The sequence below is a fragment of the Pseudomonas sp. McL0111 genome, assembly GCF_052567255.1.
The window spans coordinates 2,873,350-2,890,136 of record NZ_CP199585.1 but is presented as its reverse complement, the minus strand read 5'-3'; the positions used below and the strand labels follow the sequence as shown (position 1 = coordinate 2,890,136).

19 protein-coding genes are annotated in these 16,787 nt (G+C 57.2%); 13 read left to right on the top strand and 6 right to left on the bottom strand.

Annotated elements, in window-relative coordinates; genetic code table 11:
- Nucleotides 1-71 precede the first annotated feature (71 nt).
- Nucleotides 72-1,166, bottom strand: coding sequence for an iron-sulfur cluster carrier protein ApbC (apbC, locus tag ACTWLJ_RS13220; protein WP_445181122.1), 1,095 nt, complete (start codon nt 1,164-1,166; stop codon nt 72-74).
- A gap of 255 nt (nt 1,167-1,421) precedes the next feature.
- On the opposite strand from apbC, the gene metG reads away from it, so the two are divergent.
- The 8 genes from metG to ACTWLJ_RS13180 all read left to right on the top strand — a co-directional run bounded on the left by metG (nt 1,422) and on the right by ACTWLJ_RS13180 (nt 8,248).
- Nucleotides 1,422-3,473, top strand: a complete 2,052-nt coding sequence (gene metG, locus ACTWLJ_RS13215; RefSeq protein ID WP_445181121.1) for a methionine--tRNA ligase — start codon at nt 1,422-1,424, stop codon at nt 3,471-3,473.
- A 114-nt stretch (nt 3,474-3,587) separates the two neighbouring features.
- Nucleotides 3,588-4,157, top strand: a complete 570-nt coding sequence (locus ACTWLJ_RS13210) for an Rnf-Nqr domain containing protein (protein ID WP_445181120.1) — start codon at nt 3,588-3,590, stop codon at nt 4,155-4,157.
- Nucleotides 4,154-5,176 (top strand): electron transport complex subunit RsxB, encoded by a 1,023-nt coding sequence (rsxB, locus tag ACTWLJ_RS13205; RefSeq protein ID WP_445181119.1) that lies wholly within the window; start codon nt 4,154-4,156, stop codon nt 5,174-5,176. Before ACTWLJ_RS13210 ends, rsxB begins: the two co-directional genes overlap by 4 nt.
- Complete coding sequence (locus ACTWLJ_RS13200; protein ID WP_445181118.1) at nt 5,163-6,146, top strand: RnfABCDGE type electron transport complex subunit D; 984 nt, start codon at nt 5,163-5,165, stop codon at nt 6,144-6,146. The genes rsxB and ACTWLJ_RS13200 overlap by 14 nt, the downstream gene beginning before the upstream one ends.
- Nucleotides 6,143-6,748: an RnfABCDGE type electron transport complex subunit G gene (locus ACTWLJ_RS13195; protein WP_445181117.1), complete on the top strand. Its 606-nt coding sequence runs from the start codon at nt 6,143-6,145 to the stop codon at nt 6,746-6,748. The genes ACTWLJ_RS13200 and ACTWLJ_RS13195 overlap by 4 nt, the downstream gene beginning before the upstream one ends.
- Nucleotides 6,745-7,326: an Rnf-Nqr domain containing protein gene (locus tag ACTWLJ_RS13190; protein WP_445181116.1), complete on the top strand. Its 582-nt coding sequence runs from the start codon at nt 6,745-6,747 to the stop codon at nt 7,324-7,326. Before ACTWLJ_RS13195 ends, ACTWLJ_RS13190 begins: the two co-directional genes overlap by 4 nt.
- On the top strand, nt 7,323-7,961 hold the full coding sequence (gene nth / locus ACTWLJ_RS13185) for an endonuclease III (protein WP_445181115.1): 639 nt from the start codon (nt 7,323-7,325) through the stop codon (nt 7,959-7,961). The genes ACTWLJ_RS13190 and nth overlap by 4 nt, the downstream gene beginning before the upstream one ends.
- A 107-nt stretch (nt 7,962-8,068) precedes the next feature.
- Nucleotides 8,069-8,248, top strand: a complete 180-nt coding sequence (locus ACTWLJ_RS13180; RefSeq protein WP_401218605.1) for a PA3496 family putative envelope integrity protein — start codon at nt 8,069-8,071, stop codon at nt 8,246-8,248.
- An 89-nt stretch (nt 8,249-8,337) separates the two neighbouring features.
- On the opposite strand, the gene ACTWLJ_RS13175 is transcribed toward ACTWLJ_RS13180, so the two are convergent.
- Nucleotides 8,338-8,964, bottom strand: coding sequence for a response regulator (locus tag ACTWLJ_RS13175; protein ID WP_401218608.1), 627 nt, complete (start codon nt 8,962-8,964; stop codon nt 8,338-8,340).
- A 502-nt stretch (nt 8,965-9,466) separates the two neighbouring features.
- Here ACTWLJ_RS13175 and ACTWLJ_RS13170 point away from each other — a divergent pair.
- A complete protein-coding gene (locus ACTWLJ_RS13170; protein WP_445181114.1) occupies nt 9,467-10,093 on the top strand; it encodes a hypothetical protein in 627 nt (208 codons plus the stop codon).
- A gap of 148 nt (nt 10,094-10,241) precedes the next feature.
- On the opposite strand, the gene ACTWLJ_RS13165 is transcribed toward ACTWLJ_RS13170, so the two are convergent.
- Together ACTWLJ_RS13165 and ACTWLJ_RS13160 are read right to left on the bottom strand one after the other, a co-directional pair.
- Nucleotides 10,242-11,459: an argininosuccinate synthase gene (locus tag ACTWLJ_RS13165; RefSeq protein ID WP_445181113.1), complete on the bottom strand. Its 1,218-nt coding sequence runs from the start codon at nt 11,457-11,459 to the stop codon at nt 10,242-10,244.
- A 129-nt stretch (nt 11,460-11,588) separates the two neighbouring features.
- A complete protein-coding gene (locus tag ACTWLJ_RS13160; protein WP_445181112.1) occupies nt 11,589-12,497 on the bottom strand; it encodes a flagellar protein MotY in 909 nt (302 codons plus the stop codon).
- A 160-nt stretch (nt 12,498-12,657) separates the two neighbouring features.
- Between ACTWLJ_RS13160 and pyrC the strand changes: the two genes are divergently transcribed.
- Entirely contained in the window at nt 12,658-13,704 is a 1,047-nt protein-coding gene (gene pyrC / locus ACTWLJ_RS13155) for a dihydroorotase (protein WP_445181111.1), read from the top strand.
- Nucleotides 13,701-14,378: a ribonuclease T gene (gene rnt / locus ACTWLJ_RS13150; protein ID WP_253482063.1), complete on the top strand. Its 678-nt coding sequence runs from the start codon at nt 13,701-13,703 to the stop codon at nt 14,376-14,378. The genes pyrC and rnt overlap by 4 nt, the downstream gene beginning before the upstream one ends.
- Nucleotides 14,379-14,455: 77 nt before the next feature.
- On the opposite strand, the gene ACTWLJ_RS13145 is transcribed toward rnt, so the two are convergent.
- The gene (locus tag ACTWLJ_RS13145) at nt 14,456-15,058 is read right to left on the bottom strand and encodes a peroxiredoxin (RefSeq protein WP_007963972.1); all 603 of its coding nucleotides are present in this window, start codon (nt 15,056-15,058) and stop codon (nt 14,456-14,458) included.
- A gap of 313 nt (nt 15,059-15,371) precedes the next feature.
- On the opposite strand from ACTWLJ_RS13145, the gene ACTWLJ_RS13140 reads away from it, so the two are divergent.
- The gene (locus tag ACTWLJ_RS13140) at nt 15,372-15,590 is read left to right on the top strand and encodes a bacterioferritin-associated ferredoxin (protein ID WP_003227725.1); all 219 of its coding nucleotides are present in this window, start codon (nt 15,372-15,374) and stop codon (nt 15,588-15,590) included.
- A gap of 201 nt (nt 15,591-15,791) precedes the next feature.
- Nucleotides 15,792-16,268, top strand: coding sequence for a bacterioferritin (gene bfr / locus ACTWLJ_RS13135; RefSeq protein WP_401215067.1), 477 nt, complete (start codon nt 15,792-15,794; stop codon nt 16,266-16,268).
- 131 nt (nt 16,269-16,399) lie between these two features.
- Here bfr and grxD read toward each other — a convergent pair whose 3' ends face one another.
- Entirely contained in the window at nt 16,400-16,741 is a 342-nt protein-coding gene (grxD, locus tag ACTWLJ_RS13130) for a Grx4 family monothiol glutaredoxin (protein ID WP_218439709.1), read from the bottom strand.
- Nucleotides 16,742-16,787 lie beyond the last annotated feature (46 nt).

Here is a 16,787-nt window from a genome sequence, read left to right as displayed (position 1 = left end):
CAACCTATTGTTGAATGTTAATCCGCTATCGCCAGCAGGCTGGCTCCCACATTTGATTGTGTGTCAGGCCATTAATCGTCGCTGATGGTGATGTTCGGCATCGCCGGCGATGCGGCTTCCTGCAAGACGATCCGCGCACCAACATGGCGAGCCAGTTCCTGGTAGACCATCGCTATCTGGCTGTCCGGCTCGGCGATGACCGTCGGTTTGCCGCCATCGGCCTGTTCGCGGATCAGCATCGACAACGGCAGCGAAGCCAACAACTCGACGCCGTACTGGGTCGCCAGCTTCTCACCACCGCCCTCACCGAACAGATGCTCGGCATGTCCACAGTTCGAGCAGATGTGCACCGCCATGTTTTCCACCACACCGAGCACCGGAATGTTGACCTTGCGGAACATTTCCACGCCTTTGCGCGCGTCCAGCAGTGCCAGATCCTGCGGGGTGGTGACGATTACGGCACCGGCCACCGGGACTTTCTGCGCCAGGGTCAGCTGGATATCGCCGGTGCCAGGCGGCATGTCGATCACCAGATAATCCAGGTCGCCCCACGCGGTTTGCGTGACCAGTTGCAGCAAGGCGCCGGAGACCATCGGACCGCGCCAGACCATCGGCGTGTTGTCGTCGGTCAGGAACGCCATCGACATGACTTCGACGCCGTGGGCCTTGAGCGGTACGAACCACTTCTGATCCTTGATCTCAGGGCGGGTACGCTCGGGGATGCCGAACATGATGCCCTGGCTCGGGCCATAGATATCAGCGTCGAGAATCCCGACCTTGGCGCCTTCACGGGCCAGTGCCAGCGCGAGGTTGGCGGCGGTGGTCGACTTGCCGACGCCGCCCTTGCCGGAGGCGACGGCGACCACGTTCTTGACGTTGGCCAGCCCCGGAATCTGCGCCTGAGCCTTGTGCGCGGCGATCACGCTGTTGACTTCGACCTTCGCGATTACCACGCCTTCGAGGTTTTCGATGGCCAGTTGCAGCAATTGCGCCCAGCCGCTCTTGAACAGACCGGCTGCGTAGCCGATTTCCAGCTTCACGCTGACGCGGTCGCCGTCGATCTGGATATCGCGCACGCACCCGGCGCTGACCGGGTCCTGATTCAGATAAGGGTCGGTGTATTGGCTGAGGACGGCTTCCACCGCTGCGCGAGTGACGGCGCTCATGGGCAACTCCGATAACAAGACTGGGAAAAGATGACGGGTATCGTACCGCGCAGATTCATTTGTGTTCAGGAGATTTATAGCCAAACACATTACTTGAGCTGGAAAACCATCGTGGTGAGGCCCCATTCACATCAAAAGGTTTCCTGGGCTCAAATTAAGTGGCTGCCGCATCCGGAAACAGGCTCACGGGGTGAAAAATATGCGCCAGCGCTTTATAGTGGCCGACCTCCGTTTCATCAAGTAGCGAAGCCCCACATGTCCGAGCCACGCAAGATCCTCGTCACCAGCGCCCTGCCCTACGCCAATGGTTCGATCCACCTTGGCCATATGCTGGAATACATCCAGACCGATATGTGGGTGCGCTTCCAGAAGCATCGCGGCAATCAGTGCATCTATGTCTGCGCCGACGACGCCCACGGTTCGGCAATCATGCTGCGTGCAGAAAAGGAAGGCATCACCCCGGAACAACTGATCGCCAACGTCCAGGCTGAACACAGCGCCGACTTTGCCGAGTTCCTGGTCGACTTCGACAACTTCCACTCCACTCACGCTGAAGAAAACCGTGAGCTGTCGAGCCAGATCTACCTCAAGCTGCGTGACGCCGGGCACATTGCCCAACGCTCGATCACGCAGTATTTCGACCCGGAAAAGAAAATGTTCCTGGCCGACCGCTTCATCAAGGGCACCTGCCCGAAATGCGGCACCGAAGACCAGTACGGCGACAACTGCGAAAAATGCGGTGCAACCTATGCTCCGACCGATCTGAAAGACCCGAAGTCGGCCATCTCCGGCGCCACTCCGGTACTCAAGGATTCGCAGCACTTCTTCTTCAAACTGCCAGACTTCCAGCAGATGCTGCAGACCTGGACCCGCAGCGGCACTCTGCAAGACGCCGTGGCCAACAAGATCGCCGAATGGCTGGACGCCGGCCTGCAACAGTGGGACATCTCCCGCGATGCGCCGTACTTCGGTTTCGAGATCCCGGACGAACCGGGCAAGTACTTCTACGTGTGGCTGGATGCGCCAATCGGCTACATGGCCAGCTTCAAGAACCTCTGCGACCGCACGCCGGAGCTGGACTTCGACGCGTTCTGGAACAAAGACTCCACCGCCGAGCTGTACCACTTCATCGGCAAGGACATCGTCAATTTCCACGCGCTGTTCTGGCCGGCGATGCTTGAAGGCGCGGGCTACCGCAAGCCGACCGGCATCAACGTGCACGGCTACCTGACCGTCAACGGCCAGAAGATGTCGAAATCCCGTGGCACGTTCATCAAGGCACGTACTTACCTTGATCACCTGTCGCCGGAATACCTGCGCTACTACTACGCGGCCAAACTGGGCCGTGGCGTCGATGACCTCGATCTGAACCTCGAAGACTTCGTGCAGAAGGTCAACTCCGACCTGGTCGGCAAAGTGGTCAACATCGCCAGCCGTTGCGCCGGGTTCATTCAAAAGGGCAACGCCGGCCTGCTGGTCGACACCAATGCCGCGCCGGAACTGACCGAAGCGTTCCGCGCTGCTGCGCCGAGCATTGCCGACGCCTATGAAGCGCGCGACTTCGCCCGTGCCATGCGTGAAACCATGGCCCTGGCCGACCGCGCCAACGCGTGGATCGCCGACAAGGCGCCATGGTCGCTGAACAAGCAGGAAGGCAAACAGGCTGAAGTGCAGGCGATCTGCGCCACCGCAATCAACCTGTTCCGCCAACTGGTGATCTTCCTCAAACCGGTGCTGCCGCTGCTGGCCGCCGATGCCGAAGCGTTCCTCAACGTCGCACCGCTGACCTGGAACGATCACACCACTTTGTTGGCCAATCATCAGTTGAACGAGTTCAAGCCGCTGATGACCCGCATCGACCCGGTAAAAGTACAAGCCATGAGCGACGCGTCGAAAGAAGACCTGACCGCCAGCCAGACCGACACCGGCGAAGCCAAACCTGCGGGCAACGGCGAACTGGCCAAAGACCCGCTATCGCCGGAAATCGACTTTGACGCCTTCGCTGCGGTGGATCTGCGTGTTGCATTGATCATCAAGGCCGAAGCCGTTGAAGGCGCCGACAAGCTGCTGCGCCTGACCCTCGATATCGGTGACGAGCAACGCAACGTGTTCTCGGGCATCAAGAGCGCTTACCCGGACCCGTCCAAGCTCGACGGTCGCCTGACCATGATGATCGCCAACCTCAAGCCGCGGAAAATGAAGTTCGGCATCTCCGAAGGCATGGTGATGGCGGCCGGCCCTGGCGGTGAAGAAATTTACCTGCTGAGCCCGGACAGCGGCGCCAAGCCGGGTCAACGCATCAAGTAAGGCTCTGCAACAAACCGATCCCACAGGCGTGCCCCGCATGCCTGTGGGATTTTTCATATCTGCCCGGATAATGCCTAACCTTAAGAAGCACCCGCCCATTTCGCTGGCTGAACCATGACCGAACTTGTGCTTACGCTGATCAGTGCCGCCCTGCTCAACAACTTCGTGTTGCACTGGCCGCTGGGCGTCGATCCGTTGCTGGCCGGCAGTCGTCGTCAGGTGCATGCGCTGGGGCTGGCGACGGTGTGCCTGATGCTGATCGTTGGTGTCATTGGCTATGTGATCTGGCACTGGCTACTGGTGCCGCTGCAACTCGAAGCGCTGCGACTGTTTGTGTTCCTGCCGCTGAGCGTGCTGCTGATCGCGCCGCTGTTGAAGTTGCTGGCGCGCTGGCTGCCGGCGTGGCCGTTCGACGGGCTGTGGCCGTTACTACTCGGCAATGCCGGGGTGTTGGGGCTGGCGCTGATCAATGCGCAAAACGATCAAGGTTTGTTGCATGCGGCAGCGCTGAGCCTCGGCGCAGGTCTGGGCTTCTGGCTGGTATTGAGCCTGTTCTGTGACTTGCGCGAGCGCACCGCCGCCAACGATATTCCTCTGCCCTTTCGCGGCCTGCCGATCGAACTGATCGGCGCCGGACTGATCGCGGTGATTGTTCTCGGATTCAGTGGACTGATCAAAACATGAGTCTGATTCAACGCATCGATGCCTTGTTGCCGCAGACCCAATGCGGCAAGTGCGGCCATCCCGGATGCAAACCGTACGCTGAAGGCATCGCCAACGGCGAGCTGATCAACAAGTGCCCGCCAGGTGGCGATGAAACCATCGCCGCCCTCGCCGAGCTGTTGAAAGTGCCGGTACTGGAACTGGACATCAGCCGTGGCTCGGCGCCGCCGCAGGTTGCCTTTATTCGTGAAGCCGAGTGCATCGGCTGCACCAAGTGCATTCAAGCCTGCCCGATTGATGCCATCGTCGGTGCGGCGAAACTGATGCACACCGTGCTGATCGACGAATGCACCGGTTGCGACCTGTGCGTGGCGCCGTGCCCGGTGGATTGCATCGAAATGCATCCGTTACCGCTGAGCACATTGCCAGTGGTCGGTGGTCTGGCATTCAGTCTTGATGAGCAAAGGGCGAGAGCTGCCAAGCGTGATCATGCGCGCGTGCGCTTTGAGCGGCGTAACGAGCGCCTGCAACGCGAAGAACAGCAGAAACAAGCCGAACGTGAAGCCCGGGCCAATCGAGCGGTGCAGCCGGAAGTCGCAACGCTTGACCCGGTACAGGCTGCACTGGAGCGGGTACGTGCAGCGAAAACAGCAAACACCGATGCAGCGTTGAAGAAAGCCAGGATCGACGTGGCAATGAGCCGTGCGCAATTGCACAAATCGCTGAAAGCCTTCGGCCATCCGCCGACGTATGAGCAACAGGCGCAACTGGTGGTCATGCAACAGCAATTCGAGGCTGCCGAACAGGCGCTGGCGAAGCTGGAAAGCAGCACGCCCGCAACGCCCACGCCGCCGCCGGCGAAAGACGCTGATCTGAAACGAGCGAAAATCCAACTGGCGATGCGTCGCGCCGAACTGAAAAAAGCGCAAACAGCAGAGGCTGCACCGCAACAAATCGCAACACTGGAACAGGCGCTGCGCGATGCCGAGCAAGCATTGCAAGAAGCCGAGCGCCAGGTACAAGTTCATGTCACGCCTTGAAGCGCCGGATGATCGCCTGCAACAGGCGATGAAGCTGGTGCTGCTGGCCGCGCTGCCGGGGCTGCTCGCTTTGTTCTGGCTGTACGGTTGGGGCGTGTTGATCAACTTGATATTGGCGGTAATTACCGCGCTGATCGTCGAGGCTGTTGTAACCCGCCTGCGCCGCCAACCATTGCAGTCGACGCTGAGCGACGGCAGCGCAGTGGTCAGTGCGACTCTGCTCGCAGCGGCCCTGCCGCCCTATTGCCCTTGGTGGCTGACGGTGACCGCGATTGCCACAGGCCTGTTGTTTGGCAAGCATTTGTACGGGGGGGTCGGCAAAAATCCGTTCAATCCGGCCATGCTCGGTTTCGCCTTGGCGATAGTGATGTTCCCGCAGCCGATGACGCACTGGCCGGCACATGGCATGGATCTGCTCAGCGCGGTGCAACAGGTGTTTAACCTGGGTCAGGCGCCGGATGCCTGGGTTCAGGCCACCGCACTGGACAGTCTGCGCATCAACAAAAGTCTGACCATGGATGAACTGTTCGCCAGTAACCCGGCATTCGGTCGTTTCGGTGGGCGCGGTGTGGAATGGGTCAATCTGGCGTTTCTCGCCGGTGGCCTGTTTTTACTGCAACGTCGGGTATTCGGCTGGCATGCGCCGGTCGGCATGCTCGCCAGCCTGTTCGTCGTCAGCCTGCTGTGCTGGAACGGCTCGGGCTCTGATTCGCATGGCTCGCCGCTGTTTCATTTGCTCAGCGGCGCCACCATGCTCGGCGCGTTTTTCATCATTACCGAGCCGGTCTCTGGCGCCAAAAACCCTCTGGCACGGTTGTTGTTCGGCGTCGGTGCGGGACTGCTGACTTACTTGATTCGCACTTGGGGCGGTTACCCCGACGGCGTCGCGTTTGCCGTTCTGTTGATGAACCTCTGTGTGCCGGCGCTGGAACGTTTTGCCGCCAACCGTCAGACGCGGGTGACGCCATGAAGCGCATAGCGGCGGGGATCACGCTATTGCTGTTGGCCATCGTCGGTATCGGCGTGACTTACGTGGTGCAGCGCAGCAGCGCGCCGTACATCGCTGCCGAGCAGCGCGTGATCGACAGTCGCAAACTGCTCGATATGCTCGCGACCGACACTTATGACAACCAACCGCTGGAGCAACCGCTGACGTTAAGCGACATCGCGCTGAGCCACAGCACGCTGGTCGGCGGTTATCGTGCAACCCGCGCCGGGCAACCGGTGGCGGTATTGCTGCGCAGTCAGACTCAGGGTTACGCCGGCCCCATCGAACTGCTGATCGCCATTGATGCCAACGGCAAACTGCTCGGGGTAAAAACCCTCAAGCAAACCGAGACTCCGGCGCTCGGCGGGCATATCGCAGATTGGCCGAATAGCTGGCTGGCAGCGTTCTCCGGCAAATCGAATACTGAGCCGACCGATAATGGCTGGGCATTAAAAAAGGATCAGGGGCAATTCGATCAGATAGCCGGTGCAACCATTACTTCCCGCGCTGCGATCAACGCGATCCACGATGCACTGCGCTATTTCGATGAGCACCGCGCCGCATTACTGGGGGTTGGACCATGAACCGCTCGGCGAACCTGACGAACTCGATGTTGCTGGTGCTGTTGCTTGGCAGCACTGACACACTGGCGGGTGCACTGGGCACGCTGTTGATATTCAGCGTTGTCGTCGGCATTTATGGTTTGTGCATCAGCCCGCTACGTTCGCGCATGTCCGCCAGCGCTGTTTTGCTGAGCAGCGTGTTGCTCGCCGCCACATTGACCAGTTGCGCAGAGACTCTTGCACAGCGCTGGTTTCTGCCATGGCAGCACGCATACGGCCTCTACGCCGCACTGATCGCCCTGCAATGTGTGGTGCTGGAATACAACGGGTTTTTCCGTCAACCACTGGTTTCACGCCTCAAGCTGTATAGCCTGTTTGCCGGTTTGATGTGCGTGCTTGCCGTGCTGCGTGAACTATTCGGCCAAGGCAGGCTGGGCCGCGACCTCTGCGAAGGATGCCAAGGCATTATTCTGTTCAACGACGGGTTGCACCTGGCAACCCTGGTGCCCGGCGCCTTCATACTGCTGGGGCTGCTGCTTGCTGCCCGCCAGGCATGCACTCGCTCGAACGCTATCTCCAAGGAATCACATCACCCATGAATGCCGCAAAACGTCTGGAAATTTTCCGCAGACTTCAAGAAGACAATCCTGAACCGAAGACCGAGCTGGCCTACTCCTCACCTTTCGAATTGTTGATCTCGGTGATTCTCTCGGCGCAATCGACCGATGTCGGCGTCAACAAAGCCACAGCGAAACTGTACCCGGTAGCCAATACCCCGGCGGCAATCCATGCGCTCGGAGTTGAAGGTCTGTCCGAATACATCAAGACCATCGGCCTCTATAACAGCAAAGCGAAAAACGTGATCGAGACCTGCCGTCTGTTGGTCGAGCGCCACGGTGGCGAAGTCCCACAGACGCGTGAAGAACTCGAAGCCCTGCCCGGCGTCGGTCGCAAGACGGCAAACGTGGTGCTCAACACCGCTTTTCGCCAATTGACCATGGCGGTCGATACGCACATTTTCCGGGTGAGTAACCGCACCGGCATCGCCCCTGGCAAAAATGTGGTCGAGGTGGAAACCAAGCTGATGAAGTTTGTACCCAAAGATTATCTGCTGGATTCCCACCACTGGCTGATTTTGCTCGGACGCTATGTGTGTCTGGCGCGCAAGCCGCGCTGTGGCAGTTGCCGAATCGAAGATTTGTGCGAGTACAAGCACAAAACCTCGGACGATTGATTGGCTATTGAATTTAGTGATCAACCGATTGAAAAAATCTTTTTTACCCGCCGCAGGAATATCGATATAAGGAGCGCCAATGGCAGTCTTAGCCTGGAGTTAACCTTATGAGCACCAGCAAAGAACAATTGGAAGCAGACGACGAGTTCGTTGCTGCAGAGGCTGACGACGCCGAACCGGTGGTCGAGGTGGCCAAGACCAACCTGAGCAAACGCCGCACCATCGACAACATGCTGGAGGAGCGCCGATTGCAAAAGCAGTTGGCCGATTACGATTTTGATCTATGACACCTGAAAGCCTCCCTGAACGGAGGCTTTTTACTTTCTGGCGAAAGCTGACATCGGCCTGCCCGTGCTCCCATCGCTGACCGGACGGGTCAGACGAGCCCATTGCGCTGCGCCAACTCGATCAAATCCACCAATGAGCGAGCATTGAGTTTCAGCAACAACCGAGTCTTGTAAGTACTGACCGTCTTATTGCTGAGGAACATCCCATCGGCAATTTCCTTGTTGGTCTTGCCCCTTGCCAACTGTTGTAAAACCATCATCTCCCTCCCTGAAAGACGATCGACCATATCAGCCTCACTGGCGTTCCCCAGACTGGTGCGCACGGTATGCAGGGCCTGATTTGGAAAATAACTGTAACCGGACAAGACCGCCTTGATCGCACTGAGCAACTCAGTCAGATCTTGCTGTTTACACACATATCCCGCCGCACCTGATTGCATGCAGCGCATGGAAAAATGCCCCGGTGCCTGAGAGGTCAATACCAAAACTTTCAATGGCATCGCAGTGGACGTCAGTCGGGCGATAACTTCAAGACCGTCAAGTTTCGGTATTCCAATATCCAGTATGACAATGTCCGGCATTTGTTCGCGCGCAAGTTGCAATGCATCTACGCCATTGTCCGTTTCCGCAATTACTTCGTAGCCATGACGTTCCATCAGCATACGCACCGCGAGACGAATGACGGGGTGATCATCCACGATCAGCACTTTATTCATGGGCAAGTCCAGTTTCGCTGTTCGATTTTTTAGAGCACGCACAATATCCTAGTCATTTACGACATTGCACAAGAGAGATTCATTGCACTCATAGCGAAAGACATCCCCTACAACAATTGAAGACTATTCCTACAAAAAACGAACACGCACATCTACGCGAATGACCTCAATATCACTTCCAGATACTTATGCCTTGACAGCTGTTACTTCCAGAATTCAGACGCCTGAAATCAGACTGACAGGCAGAAGCCTTGAAGGGGAGCACGAAAATCAATTTATCGCGTCTGAAAACTCAAAGACCAATCGCTCGCCCACACAAAACAACCCTAGCCTCATGCAATACTTAATACATCAACACACCGACCAAAACACTAAACGACTGAAACAAGATACTTCTACCCAAATTGTTTTTTTTCATATAAAAAACACGCCTACAACATCACTTAAAGCTTAAAAAACCTTAATCACAACAACGAGAAATAAAACTAAATGAGTAACAGACATGCTAAAAATCAGAAAAAAAATCGCCAACCCAATGACCGTAATCGCAATATTTGCTTTTATCTCCGAGTCCTCCGCCGCTATTTCCCTGCCCTTCCTTGATAATAGTGAGCGCGAAATTTATATTTGGTTCCTTATGAGTTTTCCGTTTTACTTGATACTGTTATTTTTTATAACTCTCAACTTTAACTATCGCTCTCTTTATGCACCTTCGGATTTCGAAAAGGACGACAGCTTTTTAAAGACATTTGAAGAGCCACTGCATACGGGGAGCCATATACATTCGACCGCTGGCGAAAAGCCTCTTGACGCAGATCAGCGGCCGGCGGACTCGACGCCCTGGACGGAGCACAATGTTCAGTTACCCAAACCCCTGGGCACTCTGCGTATGATTGATGTGCGTCGGATGAATAGCCTGGGCGAATTCGAGCATTTGCAGGAGAGCGTCCCTCGACTTACCAAGCAATCGTACAAGGTGATCATATTTCTTACAGATCCGGTGTCTCACGCTTTACTCAGGCACATCACGTTTGGTGATCAAAAACAGACGAAGAAAAATAGTGGTGTGCCGCTGGTTATTGCCTACAACGTATGCACGCAAGCAACTACGGTACTGAAGGGAGGGTGAGGCGCAGATCAGCCAAATGATGTGGACGATCAAAAAAGTGGCGGGATTTACCGGAAGAGCGCAGCCTTGAACTCAGGCAGGAAACATTTTCAAAGATGGCGGCGTTGTCGCAAGACAACGCCGCCATTTCATTCCGGGCCTGGTGGACTCAGAACAGCTTGCGGCCCTTGTTGGCAGCAATGCGCATGCGCAGCGCGTTGAGCTTGATGAAGCCCGCCGCGTCGGCCTGGTTGTAAGCGCCGCCGTCTTCTTCGAAGGTCGCGATGTTGGCGTCGAACAACGATTCGTCAGACTTGCGACCGGTCACAATCACGTTGCCCTTGTACAGTTTCAGGCGAACAACGCCGTTCACGTGGGCCTGGGACGCATCGATCATCTGTTGCAGCATCAGACGCTCAGGGCTCCACCAGTAACCGGTGTAGATCAGGCTGGCGTACTTCGGCATCAACTCGTCTTTGAGGTGAGCGACTTCGCGATCCAGCGTGATCGATTCGATGGCGCGGTGAGCGCGCAGCATGATGGTGCCGCCCGGGGTTTCGTAGCAACCACGGGATTTCATGCCGACGTAACGGTTTTCGACGATGTCGAGACGGCCGATACCGTGTTCACCACCGATCTTGTTCAGCGTCGCCAGCACGGTGGCCGGGGTCATTTCAACGCCGTCCAGTGCAACGATGTCGCCGTTGCGGTAGGTCAGTTCCAGGTACTGCGGCTTGTCAGGAGCGTTCTCCGGGGAGACGGTCCACTTCCACATGTCTTCTTCGTGCTCGGTCCAGGTGTCTTCCAGCACGCCGCCTTCATAGGAGATGTGCAGCAGGTTGGCATCCATCGAGTACGGGGATTTTTTCTTGCCGTGACGCTCGATCGGGATCGCGTGCTTCTCGGCGTAGTCCATCAGCTTCTCGCGGGACAGCAGGTCCCACTCGCGCCATGGAGCAATCACTTTCACACCAGGCTTCAGAGCGTAAGCGCCCAGTTCGAAACGAACCTGGTCGTTGCCCTTGCCGGTGGCGCCGTGGGAAATGGCGTCAGCGCCGGTTTCGTTGGCGATTTCGATCAGGCGTTTGGCGATCAGCGGACGAGCGATCGAAGTACCCAGCAGGTACTCGCCTTCGTAAACGGTGTTGGCGCGGAACATCGGGAACACGAAGTCACGCACGAATTCTTCGCGCAGGTCGTCGATATAGATTTCTTTGACGCCCATGGCCTGAGCCTTGGCGCGAGCCGGCTCGACCTCTTCGCCCTGACCCAGGTCAGCGGTGAAGGTCACCACTTCACAGTTATAAGTATCTTGCAGCCACTTGAGGATCACCGAAGTGTCCAGGCCGCCGGAATACGCCAGAACGACCTTGTTTACGTCCGCCATGCCATCACTCCACGGGGTAATACGGAAAGCCGAGGAGTCTACCGCTCAAACGCGGTAATTTACAGAGGCGCGACAGCTTAAGACGACAAAGCGACAGATTGTTTCGAGAGCGCGACGATGACCGGCGAGTCAGGAAGTTGCAGCCGTGCTCGCCGGAGTGCTGGCCTGCGGTGCCGGAGCAGCCACTGGTGCCACCCGCGCCAGATGCACGTTGACTCGACGATTCTTCGCCCGGTTGGCAGCATTGGTGTTCGGCACCAATGGGTAGCGCTCACCGTGGAAGCGCACGGTAATCTGCGACTCCTGAATGCCGTTGGCCTTGAAGAAATCGACCACCGCCAAGGCGCGACGACGTGACAATTCGCGGTTGGTCAGACGGTTGCCGCTGTTGTCCGAGTGGCCATCGAGTTCGATATGGTTAACCGTCGGATCGGCCTTCATGTATTCGAGCATCACTTGCAGCTTGGCCTTGGCGGCGGCGTCCAGATCAATGCCCTCGCCGGGGAAGGCGATTTGCGACTGTTTGATCTGATCGAAATTCTGCGGCAGCAATTTCGCCACACACGTCTGATAGTCGTTGAAGGCCTTGCTGAATTTGACCGGCAACAGGCGCACTTCCGAGACCCGGCCATCGCCCGAAGCACGACGAATCACAGGGCTGCGCCCTTCAATCAGACCGCTGACCAGACTGGAAGCCTGCGCCTGCGAGCTATTGAACAGGACGTTGCCGCTGCCGATGCGGACCGTGCCGAGATTGATGTCCCCACGGCCCGGCTGCCATGGTGCGGCGGCGGCGAGCAATGTCGCCGAACCGCCTCCGAGCATGGCGTTGTAGGCATTGAGTCGAAATGTTGCCTGTTCGCCTGCTTTGCGCACGAACTGGCCCGAGCCGAAATCAGTGATCGGCTGTGTCAGACGGCATTCGAACTTGTCCCCTTCGACCGTCCACTCAATGTTCTCCAGACGAGTCTGGTAAGTGAGCGCCATCGCGGGAAGGCTGGCAAACACACTGAGCAAGGCTAAATAACGCTGGCGCACGGGAGGCTCCATTGGCTTCTGAAACACAAAGACCGATTCACACTATGTTTACGGCATACCTACGGGATATCGGAAGCTTGCGGCAAAACTTGATAGCGAGTGCCTGCAAGAGTCTTTTCCGGTAGCATTCGCCTCAGTTTGACCCGCCTGGAATCCCCTCATGTCCGACCGCCTGACCCTGCTGCGTCCCGACGACTGGCACATTCATCTTCGCGATGGTGCCGTGTTGACCAATACCGTTGCCGATGTGGCGCGCACTTTTGGTCGCGCAATCATCATGCCCAACCTGGTACCTCCGGTGCGCAACGCCGCTGAAGCCGACGGCTATCGCCAGCGGATTCTCGCTGCCCGCCCGGCTGGCAGTCAGTTTGAGCCACTGATGGTGCTGTACCTCACCGACCGCACCCAGCCCGAAGAAATTCGCGAAGCCAAGGCCAGCGGTTTTGTACACGCCGCCAAGCTGTACCCGGCCGGCGCGACCACCAACTCGGATTCTGGCGTCACCAGCATCGACAAGATCTTCCCTGCGATCGAAGCCATGGCTGAAGTCGGGATGCCTTTGCTGATCCACGGTGAAGTTACTCGTGGCGATGTCGACGTGTTCGACCGCGAAAAAATCTTCATCGATGAACACATGCGTCGTGTGGTCGAGCGTTTCCCGACGCTCAAGGTGGTGTTCGAACACATCACCACCGCCGATGCCGTGCAGTTCGTCAACGAGGCCTCGGCCAACGTTGGCGCTACCATCACCGCGCATCACCTGCTCTATAACCGCAACCACATGCTGGTAGGCGGAATTCGGCCGCACTTTTACTGCCTGCCGATCCTCAAGCGTAATACGCACCAGGAAGCCCTGCTCGACGCCGCCACCAGCGGCAGCGCGAAGTTCTTCCTCGGCACCGACTCGGCACCGCACGCCCAGCACGCCAAGGAAGCCGCCTGCGGCTGCGCCGGCTGCTACACCGCGTACGCTGCCATCGAGATGTATGCCGAAGCGTTCGAACAACGCAATGCACTGGACAAACTGGAAGCGTTCGCCAGCCTTAACGGCCCTCGCTTCTACGGCCTGCCGGCCAACACCGACCGCATCACCCTGGTTCGTCAAGAATGGACCGCCCCGACCAGCCTGCCATTTGGCGAGCTGACCGTTATCCCGCTGCGCGCCGGTGAAAAACTGCGCTGGCGCCTGCTGGAGGAACACGCGTGAGTGAAGACCATTTCGACGACGAACTGGAAGGTCAAAGTGGCGGCGGCGGTTCCCGTCACCCGATGGCAGCACGCTTTCGCGGCTACCTGCCGGTAGTTGTCGACGTAGAGACAGGTGGCTTCAACTCGGCCACCGATGCGTTGCTGGAGATTGCTGCGACCACCATCGCCATGGATGAAAAGGGTTTTGTTTACCCGGATCACACTTACTTCTTCCGCGTCGAGCCTTTCGAAGGCGCCAACATCGAAGCGGCTGCGCTGGAGTTCACCGGGATAAAGCTTGATCACCCGTTGCGCATGGCCGTCAGTGAAGAAACGGCGCTGACCGACATCTTCCGTGGCATTCGCAAGGCGCTGAAAGCCAACGGCTGCAAGCGTGCAATTCTGGTCGGCCACAACAGCAGCTTCGACCTGGGCTTCCTCAATGCTGCCGTTGCGCGACTGGACATGAAGCGCAACCCGTTTCACCCGTTCTCCAGTTTCGACACCGCAACGCTGGCTGGCCTGGCTTACGGCCAGACCGTGCTGGCCAAGGCCTGTCAGGCGGCTGACATCGATTTCGACGGCCGTGAGGCGCACTCCGCGCGTTACGACACCGAGAAGACTGCCGAGCTGTTCTGCGGCATCGTCAATCGCTGGAAACAGATGGGTGGCTGGGAAGACTTCGACGACTGATTAATGGTCGTCGGGTAAATCCCGCGCATAAAAAAACCGGCTCATGAGCCGGTTTTTTTGTGCCTCGACGTTGCGCCTTACAGGGCAGCAGCGTTCTCGGTCAGGTATGCAGCAACGCCTTCTGGCGAAGCGTTCATGCCTTTGTCGCCTTTTTTCCAGTTGGCAGGGCAAACTTCGCCGTGCTCTTCGTGGAATTGCAGAGCGTCGACCAGACGGATCAGCTCTTCCATGTTACGGCCCAGCGGCAGGTCGTTGATGATCTGCGAGCGGACAACGCCTTTGTCGTCGATCAGGAACGCGCCACGGAAAGCCACGCCGCCTTCGGATTCAACGTCGTAAGCCTTGGCGATTTCGTGCTTCATGTCGGCAGCCATGGTGTATTTCACCTGGCCGATGCCGCCATTGTTCACTGGGGTGTTGCGCCATGCGTTGTGGGTGAAGTGCGAGTCGATCGACACAGCGACCACTTCCACGTTACGCGCCTTGAAGTCAGCCATGCGGTTGTCCAGAGCGATCAGCTCGGACGGGCAGACGAAGGTGAAGTCCAGTGGGTAGAAGAACACCAGGCCGTATTTGCCTTTGATGGCCGAGGACAGGGTGAAGCTGTCAACGATCTCGCCATTGCCGAGTACGGCCGGGACGGTGAAGTCAGGGGCTTGTTTGCCTACGAGTACGCTCATTGATATCTCCTGGTGTAGAAACTTGAAGTTCAGGGTCCGGGCCAGCCTGCCACCCTGAGGCGACAGCCCTGTGACACGAACCCCCTTCGCAAGGGCCGACCATCATACACTGCGTTTTTCGCCTGTCCTCAACGGTTTTTGCCGAAGCCGGCCAACTTCACGGGATTTCTGCGACTTAGCAATTGGCCATTAACTGCCGTTCGTCAGTCACTCGCGATTGCTTCACAAAGCTTACAGAAAGCACTTTGACAATCATTCTCGTTAACATTAAGATCCATCGCAATTGAGTCACAACCAGCGACGGTTCTCACTTATGTATGTTTGTCTCTGCACTGGCGTCACCGACGGACAGATCCGCGAAGCGATCTATGAAGGTTGCTGCAGCTATAAAGAAGTCCGCCAGGCCACCGGCGTAGCTAGCCAATGCGGCAAATGTGCCTGCCTGGCGAAGGAAGTGGTACGCGAAACCCTGACCAAGCTGCAAACTGCCCAGGCCGCGATCCCCTACCCTGTAGAATTTACTGCTGCGTAATGACCCCTATTTCAAAGAACCGGACTTCATGTCCGGTTTTTTTATGCCTGAAAATCAATTGCTTAGCGTTCAGACGCGGAACACAAACATTCTTATTCCGATTAATTTTCATATATTATTCAATAACTTAGGTTTGACACTTATAAATACGAAGCTCAAACTCCGCCTTATATACAGCTAATACAGGGCAGGACTCCGATCATGAAAGGCGACATTACAGTCATCCAGCATCTCAACAAGATCCTTGCCAATGAGCTGGTCGCGATCAATCAGTACTTCCTGCATGCACGCATGTACGAAGATTGGGGCCTGAACAAGCTGGGCAAGCACGAATACAAAGAATCCATCGACGAGATGAAGCACGCGGACAAGCTGATCAAGCGCATCCTGTTCCTGGAAGGCCTGCCGAACGTGCAGGATCTGGGCAAGCTGCACATCGGCGAGCACACCAAGGAAATGCTGGAGTGTGATCTGCGTATCGAGAAGACCGGCCACGCCGATCTGAAAACCGCCATCGCGCATTGCGAAACCGTTGGCGACTTCGGCAGCCGTGAACTGCTCGAAGACATTCTTGAATCCGAAGAAGAACATATCGACTGGCTGGAAACCCAACTGGGCCTGATCGATAAAGTCGGTCTTGAGAACTATCTGCAATCGCAGATGGGCGAAGACGAGTAATTAGCGAGCGCTGAACTCGAGACACTAAAAAGCCCCGCCCTCTTTCGAGGTGCGGGGCTTTTTATTACCCGAATTTCAGACCTGGCTGAAATCCCTGCGGGAGCGAGCAAGCCCGCTCCCACAGAAGCCGATCAGGCTTCGGACTTGTTTGCAGCAGCGGCTTCAACAGCAGCCTTGATGGTGGTCTGCAACGAACCGTCTGCAGCCATCTCGGTCATGATGTCGCTACCGCCGACCAGCTCACCACCAACCCACAGTTGCGGGAAGGTTGGCCAGTTGGCGTACTTTGGCAGGTTGGCGCGGATTTCCGGGTTCTGCAGGATGTCCACGTAAGCAAACTTTTCACCACATGCCATCACGGCCTGCGAAGCTTTCGCGGAGAAGCCGCACTGCGGGGCATTCGGCGAGCCTTTCATGTAAAGCAGAATGGTGTTGTTAGCAATCTGCTCTTTAATCGTTTCGATGATATCCATGGAGCACCTCGGCTGAACTTTCCGACTCATGGGTCGGCACGGTGGC

Excerpts from the sequence above, each read along its gene's own strand:
- apbC (WP_445181122.1), bottom strand. The coding sequence starts at position 1,166 with ATGAGCGCCGTCACTCGCGCAGCGGTGGAAGCCGTCCTCAGCCAATAC.
- metG (WP_445181121.1), top strand. The coding sequence starts at position 1,422 with ATGTCCGAGCCACGCAAGATCCTCGTCACCAGCGCCCTGCCCTACGCC.
- ACTWLJ_RS13210 (WP_445181120.1), top strand. The coding sequence starts at position 3,588 with ATGACCGAACTTGTGCTTACGCTGATCAGTGCCGCCCTGCTCAACAAC.
- rsxB (WP_445181119.1), top strand. The coding sequence starts at position 4,154 with ATGAGTCTGATTCAACGCATCGATGCCTTGTTGCCGCAGACCCAATGC.
- ACTWLJ_RS13200 (WP_445181118.1), top strand. The coding sequence starts at position 5,163 with ATGTCACGCCTTGAAGCGCCGGATGATCGCCTGCAACAGGCGATGAAG.
- ACTWLJ_RS13195 (WP_445181117.1), top strand. The coding sequence starts at position 6,143 with ATGAAGCGCATAGCGGCGGGGATCACGCTATTGCTGTTGGCCATCGTC.
- ACTWLJ_RS13190 (WP_445181116.1), top strand. The coding sequence starts at position 6,745 with ATGAACCGCTCGGCGAACCTGACGAACTCGATGTTGCTGGTGCTGTTG.
- nth (WP_445181115.1), top strand. The coding sequence starts at position 7,323 with ATGAATGCCGCAAAACGTCTGGAAATTTTCCGCAGACTTCAAGAAGAC.
- ACTWLJ_RS13180 (WP_401218605.1), top strand. The coding sequence starts at position 8,069 with ATGAGCACCAGCAAAGAACAATTGGAAGCAGACGACGAGTTCGTTGCT.
- ACTWLJ_RS13175 (WP_401218608.1), bottom strand. The coding sequence starts at position 8,964 with ATGAATAAAGTGCTGATCGTGGATGATCACCCCGTCATTCGTCTCGCG.
- ACTWLJ_RS13170 (WP_445181114.1), top strand. The coding sequence starts at position 9,467 with ATGCTAAAAATCAGAAAAAAAATCGCCAACCCAATGACCGTAATCGCA.
- ACTWLJ_RS13165 (WP_445181113.1), bottom strand. The coding sequence starts at position 11,459 with ATGGCGGACGTAAACAAGGTCGTTCTGGCGTATTCCGGCGGCCTGGAC.
- pyrC (WP_445181111.1), top strand. The coding sequence starts at position 12,658 with ATGTCCGACCGCCTGACCCTGCTGCGTCCCGACGACTGGCACATTCAT.
- ACTWLJ_RS13145 (WP_007963972.1), bottom strand. The coding sequence starts at position 15,058 with ATGAGCGTACTCGTAGGCAAACAAGCCCCTGACTTCACCGTCCCGGCC.
- ACTWLJ_RS13140 (WP_003227725.1), top strand. The coding sequence starts at position 15,372 with ATGTATGTTTGTCTCTGCACTGGCGTCACCGACGGACAGATCCGCGAA.
- bfr (WP_401215067.1), top strand. The coding sequence starts at position 15,792 with ATGAAAGGCGACATTACAGTCATCCAGCATCTCAACAAGATCCTTGCC.
- grxD (WP_218439709.1), bottom strand. The coding sequence starts at position 16,741 with ATGGATATCATCGAAACGATTAAAGAGCAGATTGCTAACAACACCATT.